Below are 16,657 nucleotides of genomic sequence, written 5' to 3'. Positions count from 1 at the left end.
ATCTAAAGGACTGTATTTGAAAAAACACTAACAAATTAGCGCATTATTTAATAATAACACGAGAGTTAAAGTTTATGACGAAATGCATTTTGGGGGGAGTATCGATGTTAGCGCTCAGCCTTTCTTTATCAATTTTTAATGGGACACATAGGGAACCATCAACGCCGGTAATTGTTGAAAAAATAACTGAAGACAGTTTATACGACAATCACGTAAACACTATTTATAATGAAATAAACCTCGAATACACAGGTTTAAGTCGTTCTGTGTTTGAAAAAGCACTTACTGGTTTCTATAATCTAAAAAAATCCGGACAAGTTTCGGAGGATAAGTCTATCCTTTCAATAGCTGATTTTGATAAAAACAGTACTGAAAAAAGACTTTGGATCATTGACCTTAATAAAAAGAAACTAATTTTGAATACCTGGGTAGCTCACGGGCAACGTAGCGGAGCTGATAAAGCCACCCGCTTTTCAAACTCTAATGATTCTTTTCAAAGTAGTATAGGCTTTTACCTTACTGCAGAGATCTATCGTGGACAACATGGTCGTTCACTACGCCTGGATGGTATGGATGAAGGTTTCAACTCCAATGCCCGCAGAAGATCTATTGTAGTACATGGAGCAGATTATGTTAGTCAGGGAACTATCAATGCTTTAGGAAGGCTTGGACGCAGTCAGGGTTGCCCTGCAGTACCTAGCGAGCTGTCGGATTTGGTGATCAATACTATTGAAGGAAAAACCGTATTATTTATAAATGTTACCGATCAGAGATATACGTCAATATATCTGGATGAGCATATGGCTGCTGCCTTTGCCAATAATTTTAATCAGAAAGATTCAACCAGCTATCAGGATTCTGCATTGAATATTTAAGGGAATAACATCATAGCTTTAAATTAAAACACCCGTCATCCCGAGTACCGAGAGACCTCTTGTTCCTGCTAGTTCAAGAGACCTCTCCTGTTGTCGAGATGACGGGTGTTATATAATTACGATAGTCTTATATTCCTCCACCAAGCGAACGATACAGCTCAACCGAAGCATTCAATTGCGCAGTTTTTATCGCTGCCAATTCAAGTTCACTTTGCAACGAGTTACTTTGAGCAGTAATTACCTCTAAATAGGTAGCCATTCCATTTCTAAACAATAGATTCGCATTTTTTACTGCCTCTTGTAAAGTAGTTACTCTTTTAGAAGAAATATCATACTGAAGTTTTAGTTTTTCTAGTTTAACCAATTCATCAGACACTTCACCTACAGCATTAAGTACAGATTGTCTAAATTCAAGCACTACTTTTTCGCGATCTATTTTAGCAAGTTCGTACTGGCTTTTCAATTGTCTGCGTTGAAATATAGGTTGAGTAAGTCCACCTCCAACTACACCAAATAATGATGCAGGAATATTAAACCAGTTACTAGCTTTAAACGAGTTCAAACCTCCACTTGCAGTGATGCTTAAAGATGGATACATGCTTGCTTTAGCAATCCCAACCTTTGCATTAGCAATGTTTAAAGACAATTCGGCACTTTTTACGTCAGGTCTTCTGCTAACCATTGAAGAAGGTACACCTGATGAGAGTTGCGAAGGAATATTTGTCTTTTCTAAACTTGCCAAACGCTCAACAGCACCAGGCAACTGACCAGTCAAAATGCGCAATGCATTTTCCTGAATGGTGATATTTTGTTCCAGTTCCGGAATCAATTGTGCAGCTACCAGTTGCTGAGCTTCTGCTTGTTGTATAGCCAAAGAAGTTACCTGTCCGGCATCAAACTGCATATGTATAATGCGCAATGTACTATCGTTTAACAAAAGATTCTTTTTAGCCACAGCCATCTGAGCATCCATCATTAGTAACCTGTAATAACCTTGAGCAACGTTAGCCACTACCCTAGTTTGGATAGCTTTCCTTGCTTCTGATGTTTGAAGATATGTTGCAAGGGCAGCTTGTTTCTGGCCTTTTATTTTACCCCAGATATCGGCTTCCCATGCCAAACCCACGTTTGCATTATAATCTTGAATAACCTTGGTTTTCAAAAACTGACCGGCACTTAATCCATTCAAACTATTATTAGATGGACGATTAGCATTAGCAGTAACCTGTAACGTTAATTCCGGGATATTGCCAAGCTTTGATTGTTTAAACAGCACCTCTGCCGATTCAATATTTTTCAAAGCGATCTGCATATCGTAATTCCTTAATAATGCAGTGTCTATCAATCGTTGTACTCCCTCTTCTGTAAAGAAATTCTTTACAGACACATTGCCAATACTAGTGGTATCGCTACTACTGGCATTCCTAAAATTCTCAGGAATTGCAGCTTTCGGTATGGCTACATCTTTAGAAACTTTACATCCGGCCAGCACTACTAAAACTAAGAGTGGGGCCAGTGTATTTATATACTTTTTCATTAGTATCTATTTTTTAAAATTTGTTATTTACCTTACGAATAGATGATTTCTGATTCTGGTTTTACCTTAACACCATTTGCATCCTGAGCGTCAGTAAGCACAGCTGGTTTACTTGATACCTTTTCCTGCAGATGCTGGAAAATCACAAATAGAACCGGAATAAGGAACAATCCAAGAATAACTCCTGAAAGCATCCCTCCTGCAGCACCAATACTTATAGAGTGGTTACCTTGTGCCGATGGCCCTGTTGCAATACTCATTGGGAACAAACCTACAACGAAAGCTAACGAAGTCATTAGAATAGGACGTAACCTTAGTTTTGCTGCCTCTATTGCCGCACTTACCAAAGTAAGACCTGCCTTTCTTCGCTGTACCGCAAACTCCACAATCAAAATGGCATTCTTGGCGAGCAAACCAATGAGCATGATCAGCGCTACCTGTACATAGATGTTATTTTCTATACCGGTTAAACCTATTACAACAAACACACCCAATACTCCGGTAGGAATAGACAGTATTACTGCTAATGGTAAAATATAGCTTTCATACTGCGCTGCCAACAAGAAATATACGAACACTAAACAAAGTATAAATACAACTGTCGATTGCCCGTTTGATGAAATCTCTTCTCTGGTTTGTCCAGAGAACTCAAATCCATATCCGGCAGGTAATTGTTCTTTAGCTACCTCTTGTATTGCATTGATCGCATCACCAGAACTAAATCCTGGTTTAGGGATGGCGTTCACCTGAATAGAGTTAAACAAGTTATAACGTGATGCAGTTTCTGAGCCATAAACACGGGTTAATTTAACCAACGTTTTTATTGGCACCATCTCTCCTGTTTTATTTTTAACAAAAACTCTGTCTATAGCAGTCGGGTCTGCCCTATCAGCAATGTCAGCCTGAACCAACACACGGTAATACTTACCAAAGCGGTTAAAATCTGATGCCTGGGCACTACCAAAATAAGCTTGCATAGTTTGCAAAATATCACGAACATTCACACCCAGCTGATTTGCTTTCTCGTCGTTTACTTCGAGTTGTAATTGAGGATAATCTGCTTTAAAAGTGGTAAATGCAACGGCAATTTCTTTACGTTTCATTAATTCACCAATAAAACCGTTGGCTATACCACTGAATTTATCAAGCTTACCACCTGTTTTATCTTGTAGTACAAGATCCAATGCCTCCACGTTACTAAAACCAGGAACTGTAGGGAAACTAAATACGAAGAAACTACCGCCACTTATGGCACCTAATTTACCTCTTATCACGTTCATAATTTCATTAATATCTTGCACCTTGCCTCTCTCTTTAGTTGGTTTTAACAACACAAACACAACTGCCGAAGATGGACTTGTTGATGAAGTAAGCAAGTTAAAACCTGTAATAGAGGTAACAAATCTTGATGCATCTAAAGCACCCAATTCAGCCTCAGCCTGTTTCATTACTTTAGAAGTACCATCTAACGAAGTACCAGAAGGCGTATTTACGGCAATAGCCACAAACCCCTGATCCTCTGTTGGAATGAACCCGGTAGGTGTTCTTTGTACCATCCATACGGTAGCCAAAATAATAATGGCCAAACCAATAATACTAACTGCTTTATTTTTGATCAGGAATTTCAAACCGCCTACATACCTGTCTGTCATAGCATTAAAGCTTCTGTTAAACCCAGCAAAGAATTTTTCTTTAAATCCTTTTTTGGGCTCATCAGGATGATCTGCATGATTATCTTTCAAGAACAATGCAGCCAATGCCGGACTCAATGTTAAGGCGTTGATAGCTGATATAATAATCGCGGTAGCCATTGTAAAGGCAAATTGTCTGTAAAATACCCCTGTTGAACCTTCAAGGAAACCTACAGGTAAAAATACAGCCGACATCACCAATGTAATTGATATAATGGCACCACTAATTTCGTGCATCGCTTCGGCTGTGGCCTGTTTAGCACCGATGCGCTTATGCTCCATCTTGGCATGGACAGCCTCGACGACCACAATGGCATCATCCACCACAATACCAATAGCCAGTACAAGAGCGAACAGCGTTAATAAGTTAATGGAGAACCCAAACAGCTGCATAAAGAAGAAGGTACCCAAAATAGCTACTGGAACCGCAATAGCAGGAATCAACGTTGATCTAAAGTCCTGAAGGAAGATAAACACAACGATAAACACCAAAATGAACGCTTCAATAAGTGTATGCTGTACCTGTTCAATTGATTGATCCAGTGCAACTTTTGTACTGTAAAAAATATTGTGTTTAACACCTTTTGGAAAATCTTTAGCAGCTTTTTCCATTAATTTGTTTATCTGAATCTGGATCTCATTAGCATTTGAACCTGCTAATTGGATAATACCCAGAACAACTCCTTTTTTACCGTTTAAGCGGGTTAAACTGTTGTATGAATATGCACCAAACTCTACTCTTCCTACATCTTTTAAGCGAAGTGTAGAACCAGTGTAGAACCATCTTCATTTGCGCGGATAGCAATGTTTTCATATTCCTCAGGTTTTGTCAGCTTGCCTTTATATTTAATAACGTACTCAAAAACCTCATTACTTCTTTCACCAAAACGACCTGGTGCTGCTTCCAAACTTTTATCTTGTATTGCAGCCATTACCTCATTAGGAGTAATATGGTAAGTAGCCATTTGAGTAGGATTAAGCCAGATACGCATAGAGTAATCTTTTACTCCGCCAAATATGCTTGCCGAACCAACACCCGGAATCCTTTTGATCTCAGGAATAATATTGATTTGTGCATAGTTGGCTACGAATGTCTGATCGTATTTAGATTCATCTTCGGTATACATACCAATAGCCATGATAAAGCTATTTTGTTGTTTGGCAGTAATGATACCTTGCTGTACAACCTCAGTTGGCAGCTGACTTGTTGCCTGTGCCACACGATTTTGTACGTTTACAGCAGCCTGATCCGGATCCGTTCCAAGCTTAAAGTAAACAGTGATAGCCAATGTACCATCATTACTAGCTGTTGAGCTCATGTAGCTCATATTTTCAACACCGTTGATAGACTCTTCTAGCGATGGTGCAACCGAACGTAATACGGTTTCTGCATTGGCGCCGGGGTAGTTAGCAGTTACCAGTACTGATGGTGGCGCAATGTCTGGAAACTGCTGTAACGGCAATTTGGTAAGGCTTAGCACACCCAGTATCACCAATAATATGGAGATTACTGTAGCTAATACGGGCCTTTGTATAAAAATTTTGAACATGACAGTTAATGTTTAATTGGGTAATTAGTTTTTAGCAACTTTATCGGTTGCTTTTTGTGGTGCAATCACTGCACCTTCTTGTAAGCGGTCAAGTCCGCTTAACACAATCTGATCGCCGGCTTTAACACCGTCTTTTACCAGATAATTAGTACCTGTTTTACCGATTACGCTGATGGCTTGTTTTTTAACCTTATTGCTATCAGCAAGTGCAAATACAAAGATTTTATCCTGCACCTCTATAGTTGCCGATTGAGGAACTACAAGGGTATTAGTATGTTGCAGGCTCAGGCGAATTCTGCCTGTATTTCCCGACCTCAATAAGCCCTGAGGGTTAGCAAACTTTGCTCTAACAGTAATTGCTCCGGTGTTTTTATCAAACTGACCGTCAATCACGTCAACTCGTCCTTTTGTGCCGTATTCGCTATCATCAGCTAAAATTAATGCTACTGCAGGAAGTTGCTTAAGCTTATCATTTAAGGTTTGACCAGGGTATTGATCTTTGAAGTTTACAAAGTCTTTTTCGCCAAGGGCGAAATAAACATGAACATCATGCACATCCGACAATTGAGTTAAGGCATCTACATCTGTAGGACCAACAAGACTTCCTTGTTTTTTAACTAATCTGCCAATATAACCGCTAACAGGTGCCTTAATTAAGGTATATCCCAAGTTTATAGAAGCGGTAGAAACATTTGCTTTTGCTTGCTCAATGTTCGCTTTAGCAACAAGTGCAGTAGCTTTAGCAGATTTCAATTGAAAATCAGAGATTACTTTGTTTTGTACTAACGGCGTTAAACGCTCAACTTCTAACTGGGCATTTATTAAACTTGCTTCAGCTGAATGCTGAGCTGCAAGGGCATTGTTTAGCGAGGCTCTGTACGGCTGTTCATTTATTTTAAAGATAGGCTGACCAGCTTTTACAAAAGCACCTTCGTCAACATATACTTTTTCTAAGGTGCCACTAACTTGTGGTCTAACTTCAACATTAACAGATCCTTCGATAGATGCAGGGTACTCTTGGTAAGTTGTTTCTGTGCCAGAAACAACACTGGCAACAGGTAAAGCAGGCGGTGCAGGTGCTACTGCCTGCGGGGCTTTATTGGAACAGGCCAATAAAAACATAGCGGAAAATATAAGTATTGATTTCATAACGTAAGATTGTTTAACAGTGTTAAATAATTGTGAATTAGGGAGGTAGTATTTCATAACATGATAGATTAAAAGGTTTGGCGTATAACGGTTGTAAGCCGTTTAACGGCGTTAAGTAATTGTTAAAAAATGAGGCTATTTAGCCTTTGAGTTTATTCGTATTGGGTATTATTCGTTTATATATTTTATGATTCCTCTGATGGCATCCTTTAGAATACGCTGATTCATCTCTGCATCACGGCCCTTGTTTACAAGGTTAATAGAAATTAAACCGTGAATAATAGACCAGAAAGTATAGAACTTTCTGCAAACAAAATCCTCAGACGGATTCTTTAATGTGATCACTTTTTCTATTACATCATAGATCAGATCATCAGAAAGCTCTGCCTCCGGCATCTTTTTCTTCAGCTCACAACAGTTCATATCTACACCATACATCAGTTGGTAAAGCTCTTTATACTTGAATGCAAAATTCCAGTACGCAACCCACATTGCCTCTAACTGACTCTCAGGCGTATCGTGTTTATCTCTTGCTGTTCTAACCTCCCCTGCCAGGATAATGTATCCTTTACGGGTCAGTTCAAGTAATATTCCTTCTTTATTAGCAAAGTATTCATAAATAATTGGGGCAGTGTACTCAATCTTATCTGCAATCTTTCTCATACTTAAAGCCTGCCATCCCTCATCCTTCACTATGTCTAAGGCAGCATCAAGGATATTGAGTCGTGTCTCCTCTTTTAGTCTTGCTATGCGCTCTTTACTTCCCATCGTATTATTTATATTGGTGTGTAAATAATTTAACACCGTTAAGCAAATGTATAAACAGTTATTATTATAAGAAATAGAGATCAGCATGAACAATAGCGTTACCTTAAAAGACATTGCAAAAGCGCTCAATTTATCTATTTCTACAATATCTAAGTCTTTAAACGACAGTTATGAGATTAGTATAGATACCAAACAAAAGGTATTGGAATATGCTCAAAAGCATCACTATTCGCCAAATCGTTTAGCCAAAGGACTTAAGGAAGGAAAAAGCAGATCTATTGGCGTAGTAGTATGTTCATTAGATAACAATGTAATTGCACAGATGTTGGATGGTATCGATACTGTTAGCTCAGATAATTCTTACCAGATCATTATCATGCAGAGCAAAGAATCTGAAAAGCAAGAAGCTGCATGTATTGAATTACTCTACTCCGGAGGAGTCGATGGTATATTGATCTCCCCTGCTTGCGAAACCGTTGATTTCAGTTACTTACGCTCTTTACAGGAGGCTGGCTTACCTATTGTTCTTTTTGATAGGCTTAGCGATCAGATAAATACGCATAAAGTTGGGGCCGATAATTTTCAAGGCGCCTACGATGCCACAATGCACCTCATAAAGAGCGGCTATAAAAATATAGCCCACCTAAATACCAATACCACCCTAAGTATAGCTACCGAACGCCTAAATGGCTATAAACAAGCATTAAAAGACAGCAACATTGCCTACCGACCAGAATTGCTAAGGTCTTGCGATTATTCCGATACTCAGAAGCTAAATTCAGATCTTGAAGAAGCAATTCTATATTTCATGAATCTATCTGATAAGCCTGATGCCATTTTTACCGCTACCGATCAGATCAGCACCAGATGCCTTGCCCGGCTCAACAAACTTGGTTATCACATTCCTGATGATATCGCTTTAATTGGATTTACCAACACAGATCTCGCCGAAGCATTAAGCCCGGCTTTAAGCACAGTACATCAACCTGCTTTTGAAATGGGACAATTAGCTGCAAAAAAACTAATTTCCTTAATAGAAAGAAAAGATCAGGATCCTGAGTACGAAACCGTAATGCTCGAAACCTATATTAAAGCAAGAGCATCTACTCAAAGCAAACATTAAAATTCACGAAATCGTTTGCGTTTTTATATATTAACCACCCTGATATTTTTAACTGGTTAACCTGTATAATTGTATATTGAATAACTAAAACTATGCAGAATAAAGAAAACATATTGGTATTTGGCGAACTGCTTTTAAGGTTCAGTTCCACAGAAGATCAATTTATTTCTAAAAATCATACCGTTGCTTTATTTCCAGGAGGCTCCGAAGCAAATGTTTCGGCCTCCTTAGGTCAATGGAAATTACCGGTCTCTTATTTAACTTGTGCTCCCGACAATGCACTAACAACAAATGCTTTGCAATACCTTTCGGAATTAGGAGTCAATACTTCTAAAACCATCCTGGAAGGTAACAGACTTGGCCTATACTTTTTACTATCAGCTAATGGATTAACCAGCGGCCAGGTAGTGTACGACAGAAAGTTTTCTTCATTCAGCTCAATTAAACCCGGGGTGATAGATTGGGAAAAGGTATTAGATGGATACACCTGGTTTCACTGGACCGCCCTTACCCCTGCTTTAAACGAAAATACGGCAGCTGTTTGTAAAGAAGTCCTGGCTGCAGCAAGAAAAAAAGGCATAACCATCTCGGTCGATTTGAATTATAGAAATAGACTTTGGGATTATGGCAAACAACCCATAGAGGTAATGCCAGAACTAATTCAGTATTGCGATGTAATAATGGGTAACATCTGGGCAGCCAATAAAATGCTGGGAACAAGTGTTAGCGACCATCTAAACCGCCAAACCACAGCTCAGGAATACTTTACCCACTCAGAAGCATCAGCTAAAGAAATTTTTAAACTATTCCCTCAGTGCAAACACATCGCCAATACCTTCCGTTTTATGGATAATCCAAAACATAACCTGTTTTACGGAACCTATCATACACCAGAAAGCAATTACATTTCCCCAATCCGCGAAACTAATGAAGTTGTAGATAGAATTGGAAGTGGAGATGCTTTTATGGCCGGGCTCATATACGGTCTAACCAACAATGAAGATGGACAGGAAATCATCAACAAGGCAACAAACGCTGGTTATCAAAAGCTCTTTGTTAAAGGAGATTTTGGTGATGGAACTCTTTAAAAAACATTAAAAATGAATGCAATAACCAATACATTAGAAATTATAGGCAAATACCCTGTTATCCCGGTTTATTATCATGAAGATAAAGACACCTGTATAAATGTTCTTAAAGCCAGCTACGCCGGAGGCATCAGGGTTTTTGAGTTTACCAACAGGGGCGAATATGCTCCTGAAAATTTCAAAGCCATGCTGGAATATAGAAATGCTCATTTTCCGGATCTTAAATTAGGTATAGGTACCATAAAAACTGTAGCACAGGCCGATCAGTACATTAGTATTGGTGCCGATTTTATAGTTAGTCCAATTGTGAAAGAGGATATAGCTAAACTAGCATTTTCAAATGGGCTGCTTTGGGTGCCCGGCTGTATGACACCTACAGAAATCAACTTTGCCGAAGAGCTTGGCGCTTCATTAGTTAAGCTTTTTCCTGGCGACACGCTTGGCCCAGGCTTTTTAAAGGCTATAAAACCATTGTTTCCTGGCTTAAAATTTATGCCAACCGGCGGTGTTGATGTAAATAAAGAAAATATTGATAGCTGGTTAAATGCGGGGGTTACTGCTTTAGGATTTGGTTCCAAGCTATTTCAAGCCCCTCAGGATGCAACAGATTTTAACTGGTTAACCGAACGGTGCGTTGCATTACTTAAACTTGTAAACAAAGGATAGCAACATCCTTGTTTACAAGTTTAAAGATATTCTTAGTTGATTTATTTCTTTTGTTCATCCTTGTCATACAAGTCAATTAGTTTACTTTGTAACCTAATTACTGCATTTTCAAGCTCGCTCACCTTTTCTTTTAACTGCTTTATCAACTGCGTTTGCTCATTAACCCCTTCCTCTCCAACATCCAGTAACTCCCTTAAAGTTAAATTGTGTACTTCAGCTATCTGATTAATTCTGCTGAAGTTCGGATCTGTGATACTTGTTTCAAGCTTTGAATACGCCGGAATAGATATCTCTAACAAGTCGGCCATCGCTTTTTGGTTGACTCCCTTTTTCTGACGTAAAATTCTAAATTTCTCCCCTAATGTTTTCATAATCAATAATTTTAAAAACGCCCCCTAGTTTTAATTGAAATAAATTTAAGAATTATTAAATAAAATATTATGATATTAATATAATATTTTTATAATATTTATTCGACCAGATTTTTCGTTATTAAATTTTATAAAATAATGGAGTTACATTTCCTCTGCTGAAATCATCGGGTACAGTATTATACGCAAAAAACACTTGCTAAAACGCTTAAAGCAAATAAAACAAACTGATAACTAAACAGATAGCTAATTATCTTTTGTTTTGTCTGAAAATAAAAGCTGCCAACATTACAGCAACTGCTAAACCAGAAAATCCGGGAAATAAAATAAATAAATACAAAAGACCACAAACTGCAGCAATTGCCACCATAAACAATACACCTTGTAGTGGGGTATCCATTTTAAATGCTGCAATTAAAGCTAAGATTAGAAAGGCTAAAGCCAGAATATTTAAAAACATATACAAAGATGAGTTTTCAATGTTAAGTTAATGTTAACAAAATTCGATTTTGAAATATTCAAAATAAAAAAAGCCCCTATAATTGCTTATAGAGACTTCCAACACTAACTATTTACTAATTCTAACTAAAATTAATATTCATCATTTAAAGCAAAAACACGCTTTCTATGCATCCATTTGCCACTTGTAAAATCAGGGAAATCTACAGTTTGGTTTCCAAGCTCAATAGATTGTTCGCTTAAAGGCGTAATTGCGCTCCATGCTGTTGCATCATAAACATCTAATGGAGTAGCTGTATTGCGTTTAATAGACTCAATAAAGGCGTGGATCACAAAGAAATCCATACCACCATGGCCTGCACCTTGCGCATCGTTTCCGTATTTTTTCCAAAGTGGATGATCATATTTATCTAACCATTGATCTGCCGGATCCCATTGGTGAGGTTTACTTACACCTTCAACATAAACACCTTTGTTTACATCCATCCATAAACCTTTTGTACCCTGAACCCTAAAGCCCAATGAATATGGCCTAGGCAGGTTGGTATCGTGCTGCAGAATTAAAGTTTCACCGTTGGCACAATCAATGGTTGTGGTAACAATATCACCTAAACGGAAATTTACTTTCGCATTTGGATGCTCAGCCCCACCCTTTTCTACAATATAATTATGCAAACCTCTGGACTTGGTGGCAAAAGAGTTAAGCTTCAAAAATCTGTTTCCACGGTTTATATCAATGTAATTGGCAATTGGGCCAATACCATGCGTTGGATATAAATCTCCATTTCTATGTACAGAGTGATTTGTTCTCCATTTTGCTTCAGAGAAACCTTTCTCATTAAACTCAACACCACCGCCGTAAGGTTTTACCCCATCATTGAATTTAACCTCGCGTAAATCATGCTGATAACCTCCTTGAAGATGAAGAATCTCGCCAAATAAGCCTTGTCTAACCATATTTAATGCTGCCAGAACATCCCTTCTGTAACATACGTTTTCGAGCATCATTACATGAGCATTGTTTTTTTCAGCAGCATGAACTACATCCCAATGGTCTTGTAATGTTATTCCCAAAATAACCTCGGTAGCTACATATTTAATACCCGCTTCAATAGAAGTGATAATCATTTCCTTATCTAATTCCCATGGAGTAGCAATTAATACCGACTGCAATCCTTTGGTTTCTAACATTTTCTTCCAGGCATTATCATCACCTGTAAAAATCTTAGGCATTGGTTTTCCACTCTTTGCAATCATTGCCTTAGCCGTGTTAAGCATTCTTGGCTCCACATCGCAAATGGCTACTAAATCTACATCATCTCTCTTTAATAGTAAATCAAGGTGATTTTGACCACGTAAGCCTACACCAATTATTGCTATTTTAACCTTATCTGCCTTTGAGCTGGCAAACAATGGGTTCTCTGGCAAAATAGTAACAGCTGCTGCAGTTAGCCCTGAGTTTCTAACAAATTCTCTTCTGTTCATAATTTATTTAGTTCTTTTCTACGTTTTGGTTAGCTAATTTATTTTATCTCCCTTAACTAACTTGGAGAATCATGACACAAGGTATAGACTATATCATCAATCACTAAATCAAAAACAGGAAAAAAACACGCAAACGTTTGATATTTTGTCATTATCGGCTTTTTTAAAAGGAACCAATAAAAATTATCCGGCCACGACTATATAATTGAGCCATATTTCTCAAAAACTCTTAATTTTAAATCTTTTTTAAAAAATTAAGGACCTTTTACGTGTTTAGCTACTGTTTTAGCAACATATACCCATCACTTACCGGTGGTTATATTAAATATTTAACAGGCAAACGTTTGCGTGAATTTATGCGTATATTGGTCTAAATCAATTAATAAAACAGTTTTTTATTAAAATTGTAAGGTTATTCAAAGTTTATTATAATATTTGGCCCTAATGTCTGATAAACCAACAACTATAAAAGAAATTGCTAAAATCCTAAAGATTTCGGTATCAACCGTATCAAGAGCATTAAACGATCATTCAAGCATTGGATTAACCACCAAAATGCGTGTTAAAAAACTTGCTTCAGAGCTCAACTATGAGCCCAACCAAAAAGCAATCCAATTTTTACACGGAAAATCCTTTATCATTGGAGTTATTTTACCGGAACTATCAGAATCATTCTTTTCAACCGCTATAAGTGGCATAGAAGATATCGCTTACAAAAGAAATTATACTGTGTTATTGGCTCAGTCGCATGACGATGCCGAAAGAGAAAAGCTTCTTGTTGAAAAAATGAAAACCCAAAGAGTTGATGGGTTGCTTGTTTCTGTTTCAAAAACGACAAGTACCTATGAGCATTTTGAGATATTTAAAAGATTAAACATCCCAGTAGTATTTTTTGACCGTATCCCTCCTATTAAAGATATACATTACGTTGCCTCTAATTTAGAAACCGGAACATACGAAGCTGTCAATTTCCTATTAAAAAAAGGCCACCGTACCATTGGCATGATAAATGGCCCTAACACACTGGTCGCCAGTCACGAAAGAAAAGAAGGGTATATCAAGGCAATGCTATCAAATCGTTTAAAATTTGATCCAACGCTAATCATCAACTCAGATCTAACAGAAGCAGGAACAATTGAAGTGATGGACAACATGCTCAATCACCGAAGAAAACCTACTGCCATAGTAACATTTAACGACTATGTGGCACTCTTTGCCATCAGATATACCCGTTCGCTTAACTTAAACGGAATTGATTTTGTTAGTTATGCAAACCTGCCTATTATCAACTACATGGACTATACCCCTATAGCCTCAGTTGAGCAATTCCCCTACAAACAAGGGAAAAAAGCGGCCGATATTCTTATCGACCTTATAAACAAGCCTAAAAACGAGTCAGGAGCAGATCAAGCCTACTTTAATGTCGTTGTAGAGTCAGTTCTTGTTGTAAATGATCCTAAGTAATTTTGCGCAACCGTTTGCACACCAGTTTAATAAACTGAATTAGTTAGGTTTGGGTAAACAATCAAAATTCTATTAAGCGCATGTTCGAAAATATTTTACCATTGTATGGGCTCAACTCTGATAAAGCTACAGTAAAACTATTTGGCGATGGGTTAATTAACCATACTTGGAAAGTAACTACAGATACCCAAAACTATATATTACAAAAAGTAAATAACGAGGTATTTAAAATGCCTAAAGATATTGACAGGAATATCTCATTGATTAAACAATATTTAGATGTCGAATATCCTAACTATTTGTTTGTTTCGCCTGTAAGCGATTTAAATGGGCATTCTCTTTTAGATACCGCTAACGGTTATTTTAGATTGTTTCCTTTTATTGAGGGTTCAACCTCGCTTAATTCGTTAACCAATAAGGAAGAGGCTTACGAGGCTGCAAAACAATTTGGTAAGTTCTCCAGAATCCTTGCCGGATTTGATGCTACACAATTAGGAATTACCATCCCCGATTTCCATAACCTAAAATTAAGATACAGTCAGTTCCAGATCGCCTGCAAAAACGCATCTGAAGAAAGATTGGAAAAAGCTAAAGACAGCATCACCTTTATTACAGAGCACAAGGGAATTGTTGATACTTATATCAATATCGTTGCTAACAACGAAATACCATTAAGGGTAATACATCACGATACCAAAATAAACAACGTATTATTCGATAAAAAGAACAATGGCTTATGTGTTATAGATCTTGACACCGTAATGCCCGGTTACTTTATCAGTGATGTTGGTGATATGATGAGAACCTATCTAGCTGAAGCCAGCGAAGAAGAAACAGATCTATCAAAAATCAGCATCAGAAAAGAATTCTATACCGCTATCTACGATGGCTACATGGAAGAAATGAAAGATGTATTAACGGAAACCGAAAAGCAGTATTTTACTTATTCAGGTAAGTTCATTATTTACATGCAGGCAATCCGGTTCTTAGCCGACTACCTACAAAACGACATCTATTACGGTGCAAAATATGAGGGACACAACTTTAATAGGGCACTTAATCAGATTCAGCTTTTAAAAGAATACATAAAATTAGAAGGAGAGCTATAACTCTCCTTTTTAGTTACTTAGGAAAGTTTTCTAAGTTCATTGAAAATGTAGCCATAAAATATCTGGTTATTTGCTTGCTCCTGTTCTCAATTATCATATTACCAGAAACGGCCCTGAACAAATTATTTCCCTGATTCAGCAGATCATAAGCTCTAAGATTTACTGACGCCCTATTGTTCTTAAAAAACGACTTAAAAACACTTGCATTAATCAATAAAGGATTATTAGCACCAGACGTGTAACCACTGGTAAAATTCTTGGAAGCATCAATTGAGGTATTAAATGATTTGCGGATTTTAAATACCAGATTCATATTAAAGTTCCAGCTTTCCAGATTTTGAGGTTTAAAATTGGCAATGGTATAATTGTTTTCACTATAAGAATAAGAAGCTCCAGCGCTGCCAGATAACGATTTCAATTCCATATTCACCCCTATATTCTGAAAGAAATTAAGTCCCTTATTGTTATTTTTCACATTATCAGTAAAAATTACTGAATTATTGAGCCCTATATTTCCACCTATTGAAACCATATACTTACGGTTGCCAAAAGGTAAACCGATTGTATAATTGCTATTAATATTATAATTACCATTCACATTCACATACCGAGTTTCCTGCTTTAAGCTATTTAAAGTATCCTTAATCAGGATAGTATTGCTTACCACCTCATTCTGTGTGGTACTGGCATTTACACCAATCTGCAATGCCTTTCCGCTGGTAATTCCAAACAAGCTATAACTAACATTTGCATTATGGTTGAATGACGTTTTCAATTCTGGATTACCAATAATCACATTCTGCAAGTTCCTGGTATCGGGCACAGGCTGCAGCTGATCAAACCTTGGCGCATTACTACTCCCGCTATAATTCATATTTACCGATTGCGTTTTAGAAATAACATAGCTAAAGTTTCCAGATGGAGATGAATTGAATGTCTTTTGATTAATCTTATCGGTTCTGCCCTCATAACTACCCGTCAAAATGCTTGGTTGCAATGTAAAACCAATTCCATAGTTAATCTTAGATGAATTATACCTATAACCTCCCCTAATGTTCTGATTGATAAACATTGAGGTATAAGCATTACTTAAAGAATCAATAAAGCTTATTTTACCATTTATATCTTTAACCCGTGTTTCTAATTCATTATTGTTAGAACTCACACTAAATGAATAAGAAAACTCTATACTTTTCTGTATGGTATCCTTCGGATTACCCAATGTCCTGGAATAGTTAAAACCCGCATTTATTGCCCTGTCTCCATTTCTGGTTTTAACCAACCGGTTTAATAAAGAGTCCTTAACCTTTTCATTTGTATCC

Annotated in this window: 13 protein-coding genes and 1 pseudogene; 6 read left to right on the top strand and 8 right to left on the bottom strand. The window is 37.4% G+C overall.

Features of this window, described 5'->3' with window-relative positions:
• The first annotated feature begins 74 nt into the window (after nt 1-74).
• The gene (locus tag AC1DDX_RS16960; RefSeq protein ID WP_337716297.1) at nt 75-875 is read left to right on the top strand and encodes a murein L,D-transpeptidase catalytic domain family protein; all 801 of its coding nucleotides are present in this window, start codon (nt 75-77) and stop codon (nt 873-875) included.
• Between the two features lie 127 nt (nt 876-1,002).
• Here the strand turns inward: AC1DDX_RS16960 and AC1DDX_RS16955 are convergent, their stop codons facing one another.
• The 4 genes and pseudogenes from AC1DDX_RS16955 to AC1DDX_RS16940 all read right to left on the bottom strand — a co-directional run bounded on the left by AC1DDX_RS16955 (nt 1,003) and on the right by AC1DDX_RS16940 (nt 7,570).
• Nucleotides 1,003-2,412 (bottom strand): TolC family protein, encoded by a 1,410-nt coding sequence (locus AC1DDX_RS16955; protein ID WP_172663045.1) that lies wholly within the window; start codon nt 2,410-2,412, stop codon nt 1,003-1,005.
• A 32-nt stretch (nt 2,413-2,444) separates the two neighbouring features.
• Nucleotides 2,445-5,653, bottom strand: a pseudogene (locus tag AC1DDX_RS16950) (efflux RND transporter permease subunit).
• 24 nt (nt 5,654-5,677) lie between these two features.
• On the bottom strand, nt 5,678-6,802 hold the full coding sequence (locus AC1DDX_RS16945; protein ID WP_172663047.1) for an efflux RND transporter periplasmic adaptor subunit: 1,125 nt from the start codon (nt 6,800-6,802) through the stop codon (nt 5,678-5,680).
• Nucleotides 6,803-6,970: 168 nt separating this feature from the next.
• The gene (locus AC1DDX_RS16940) at nt 6,971-7,570 is read right to left on the bottom strand and encodes a TetR/AcrR family transcriptional regulator (protein ID WP_172663048.1); all 600 of its coding nucleotides are present in this window, start codon (nt 7,568-7,570) and stop codon (nt 6,971-6,973) included.
• Between the two features lie 85 nt (nt 7,571-7,655).
• Here AC1DDX_RS16940 and AC1DDX_RS16935 point away from each other — a divergent pair, with 85 nt between their 5' ends.
• From AC1DDX_RS16935 to AC1DDX_RS16925, 3 genes are all read left to right on the top strand, one after another.
• A complete protein-coding gene (locus AC1DDX_RS16935) occupies nt 7,656-8,693 on the top strand; it encodes a LacI family DNA-binding transcriptional regulator (RefSeq protein ID WP_337716299.1) in 1,038 nt (345 codons plus the stop codon).
• 92 nt (nt 8,694-8,785) lie between these two features.
• Nucleotides 8,786-9,781 carry a sugar kinase gene (locus tag AC1DDX_RS16930; protein ID WP_172663050.1) on the top strand — a complete coding sequence of 332 codons (996 nt, stop codon included), beginning with the start codon at nt 8,786-8,788 and terminating at the stop codon, nt 9,779-9,781.
• Nucleotides 9,782-9,793: 12 nt separating this feature from the next.
• On the top strand, nt 9,794-10,447 hold the full coding sequence (locus tag AC1DDX_RS16925) for a beta/alpha barrel domain-containing protein (protein WP_172663051.1): 654 nt from the start codon (nt 9,794-9,796) through the stop codon (nt 10,445-10,447).
• A 41-nt stretch (nt 10,448-10,488) separates the two neighbouring features.
• Here the strand turns inward: AC1DDX_RS16925 and AC1DDX_RS16920 are convergent, their stop codons facing one another.
• The 3 genes from AC1DDX_RS16920 to AC1DDX_RS16910 form a co-directional block, all read right to left on the bottom strand.
• Nucleotides 10,489-10,818 (bottom strand): helix-turn-helix domain-containing protein, encoded by a 330-nt coding sequence (locus tag AC1DDX_RS16920; RefSeq protein ID WP_172663052.1) that lies wholly within the window; start codon nt 10,816-10,818, stop codon nt 10,489-10,491.
• 250 nt (nt 10,819-11,068) lie between these two features.
• Entirely contained in the window at nt 11,069-11,278 is a 210-nt protein-coding gene (locus tag AC1DDX_RS16915) for a hypothetical protein (RefSeq protein WP_048905274.1), read from the bottom strand.
• A 131-nt stretch (nt 11,279-11,409) separates the two neighbouring features.
• Nucleotides 11,410-12,762 carry a Gfo/Idh/MocA family protein gene (locus AC1DDX_RS16910; protein ID WP_477622308.1) on the bottom strand — a complete coding sequence of 451 codons (1,353 nt, stop codon included), beginning with the start codon at nt 12,760-12,762 and terminating at the stop codon, nt 11,410-11,412.
• Between the two features lie 444 nt (nt 12,763-13,206).
• On the opposite strand from AC1DDX_RS16910, the gene AC1DDX_RS16905 reads away from it, so the two are divergent.
• Together AC1DDX_RS16905 and AC1DDX_RS16900 are read left to right on the top strand one after the other, a co-directional pair.
• Nucleotides 13,207-14,226, top strand: coding sequence for a LacI family DNA-binding transcriptional regulator (locus AC1DDX_RS16905; RefSeq protein WP_172663055.1), 1,020 nt, complete (start codon nt 13,207-13,209; stop codon nt 14,224-14,226).
• An 80-nt stretch (nt 14,227-14,306) separates the two neighbouring features.
• Nucleotides 14,307-15,335, top strand: a complete 1,029-nt coding sequence (locus AC1DDX_RS16900) for a phosphotransferase enzyme family protein (protein WP_337716301.1) — start codon at nt 14,307-14,309, stop codon at nt 15,333-15,335.
• Between the two features lie 13 nt (nt 15,336-15,348).
• Here the strand turns inward: AC1DDX_RS16900 and AC1DDX_RS16895 are convergent.
• A partial coding sequence (locus tag AC1DDX_RS16895) for an outer membrane beta-barrel protein (RefSeq protein ID WP_477622307.1) occupies nt 15,349-16,657 on the bottom strand: 1,309 nt, incomplete at its 5' end.

The organism is Pedobacter sp. 10L46_2 (assembly GCF_056395165.1).
This window is presented reverse-complemented; position numbering and strand designations above follow the sequence as displayed.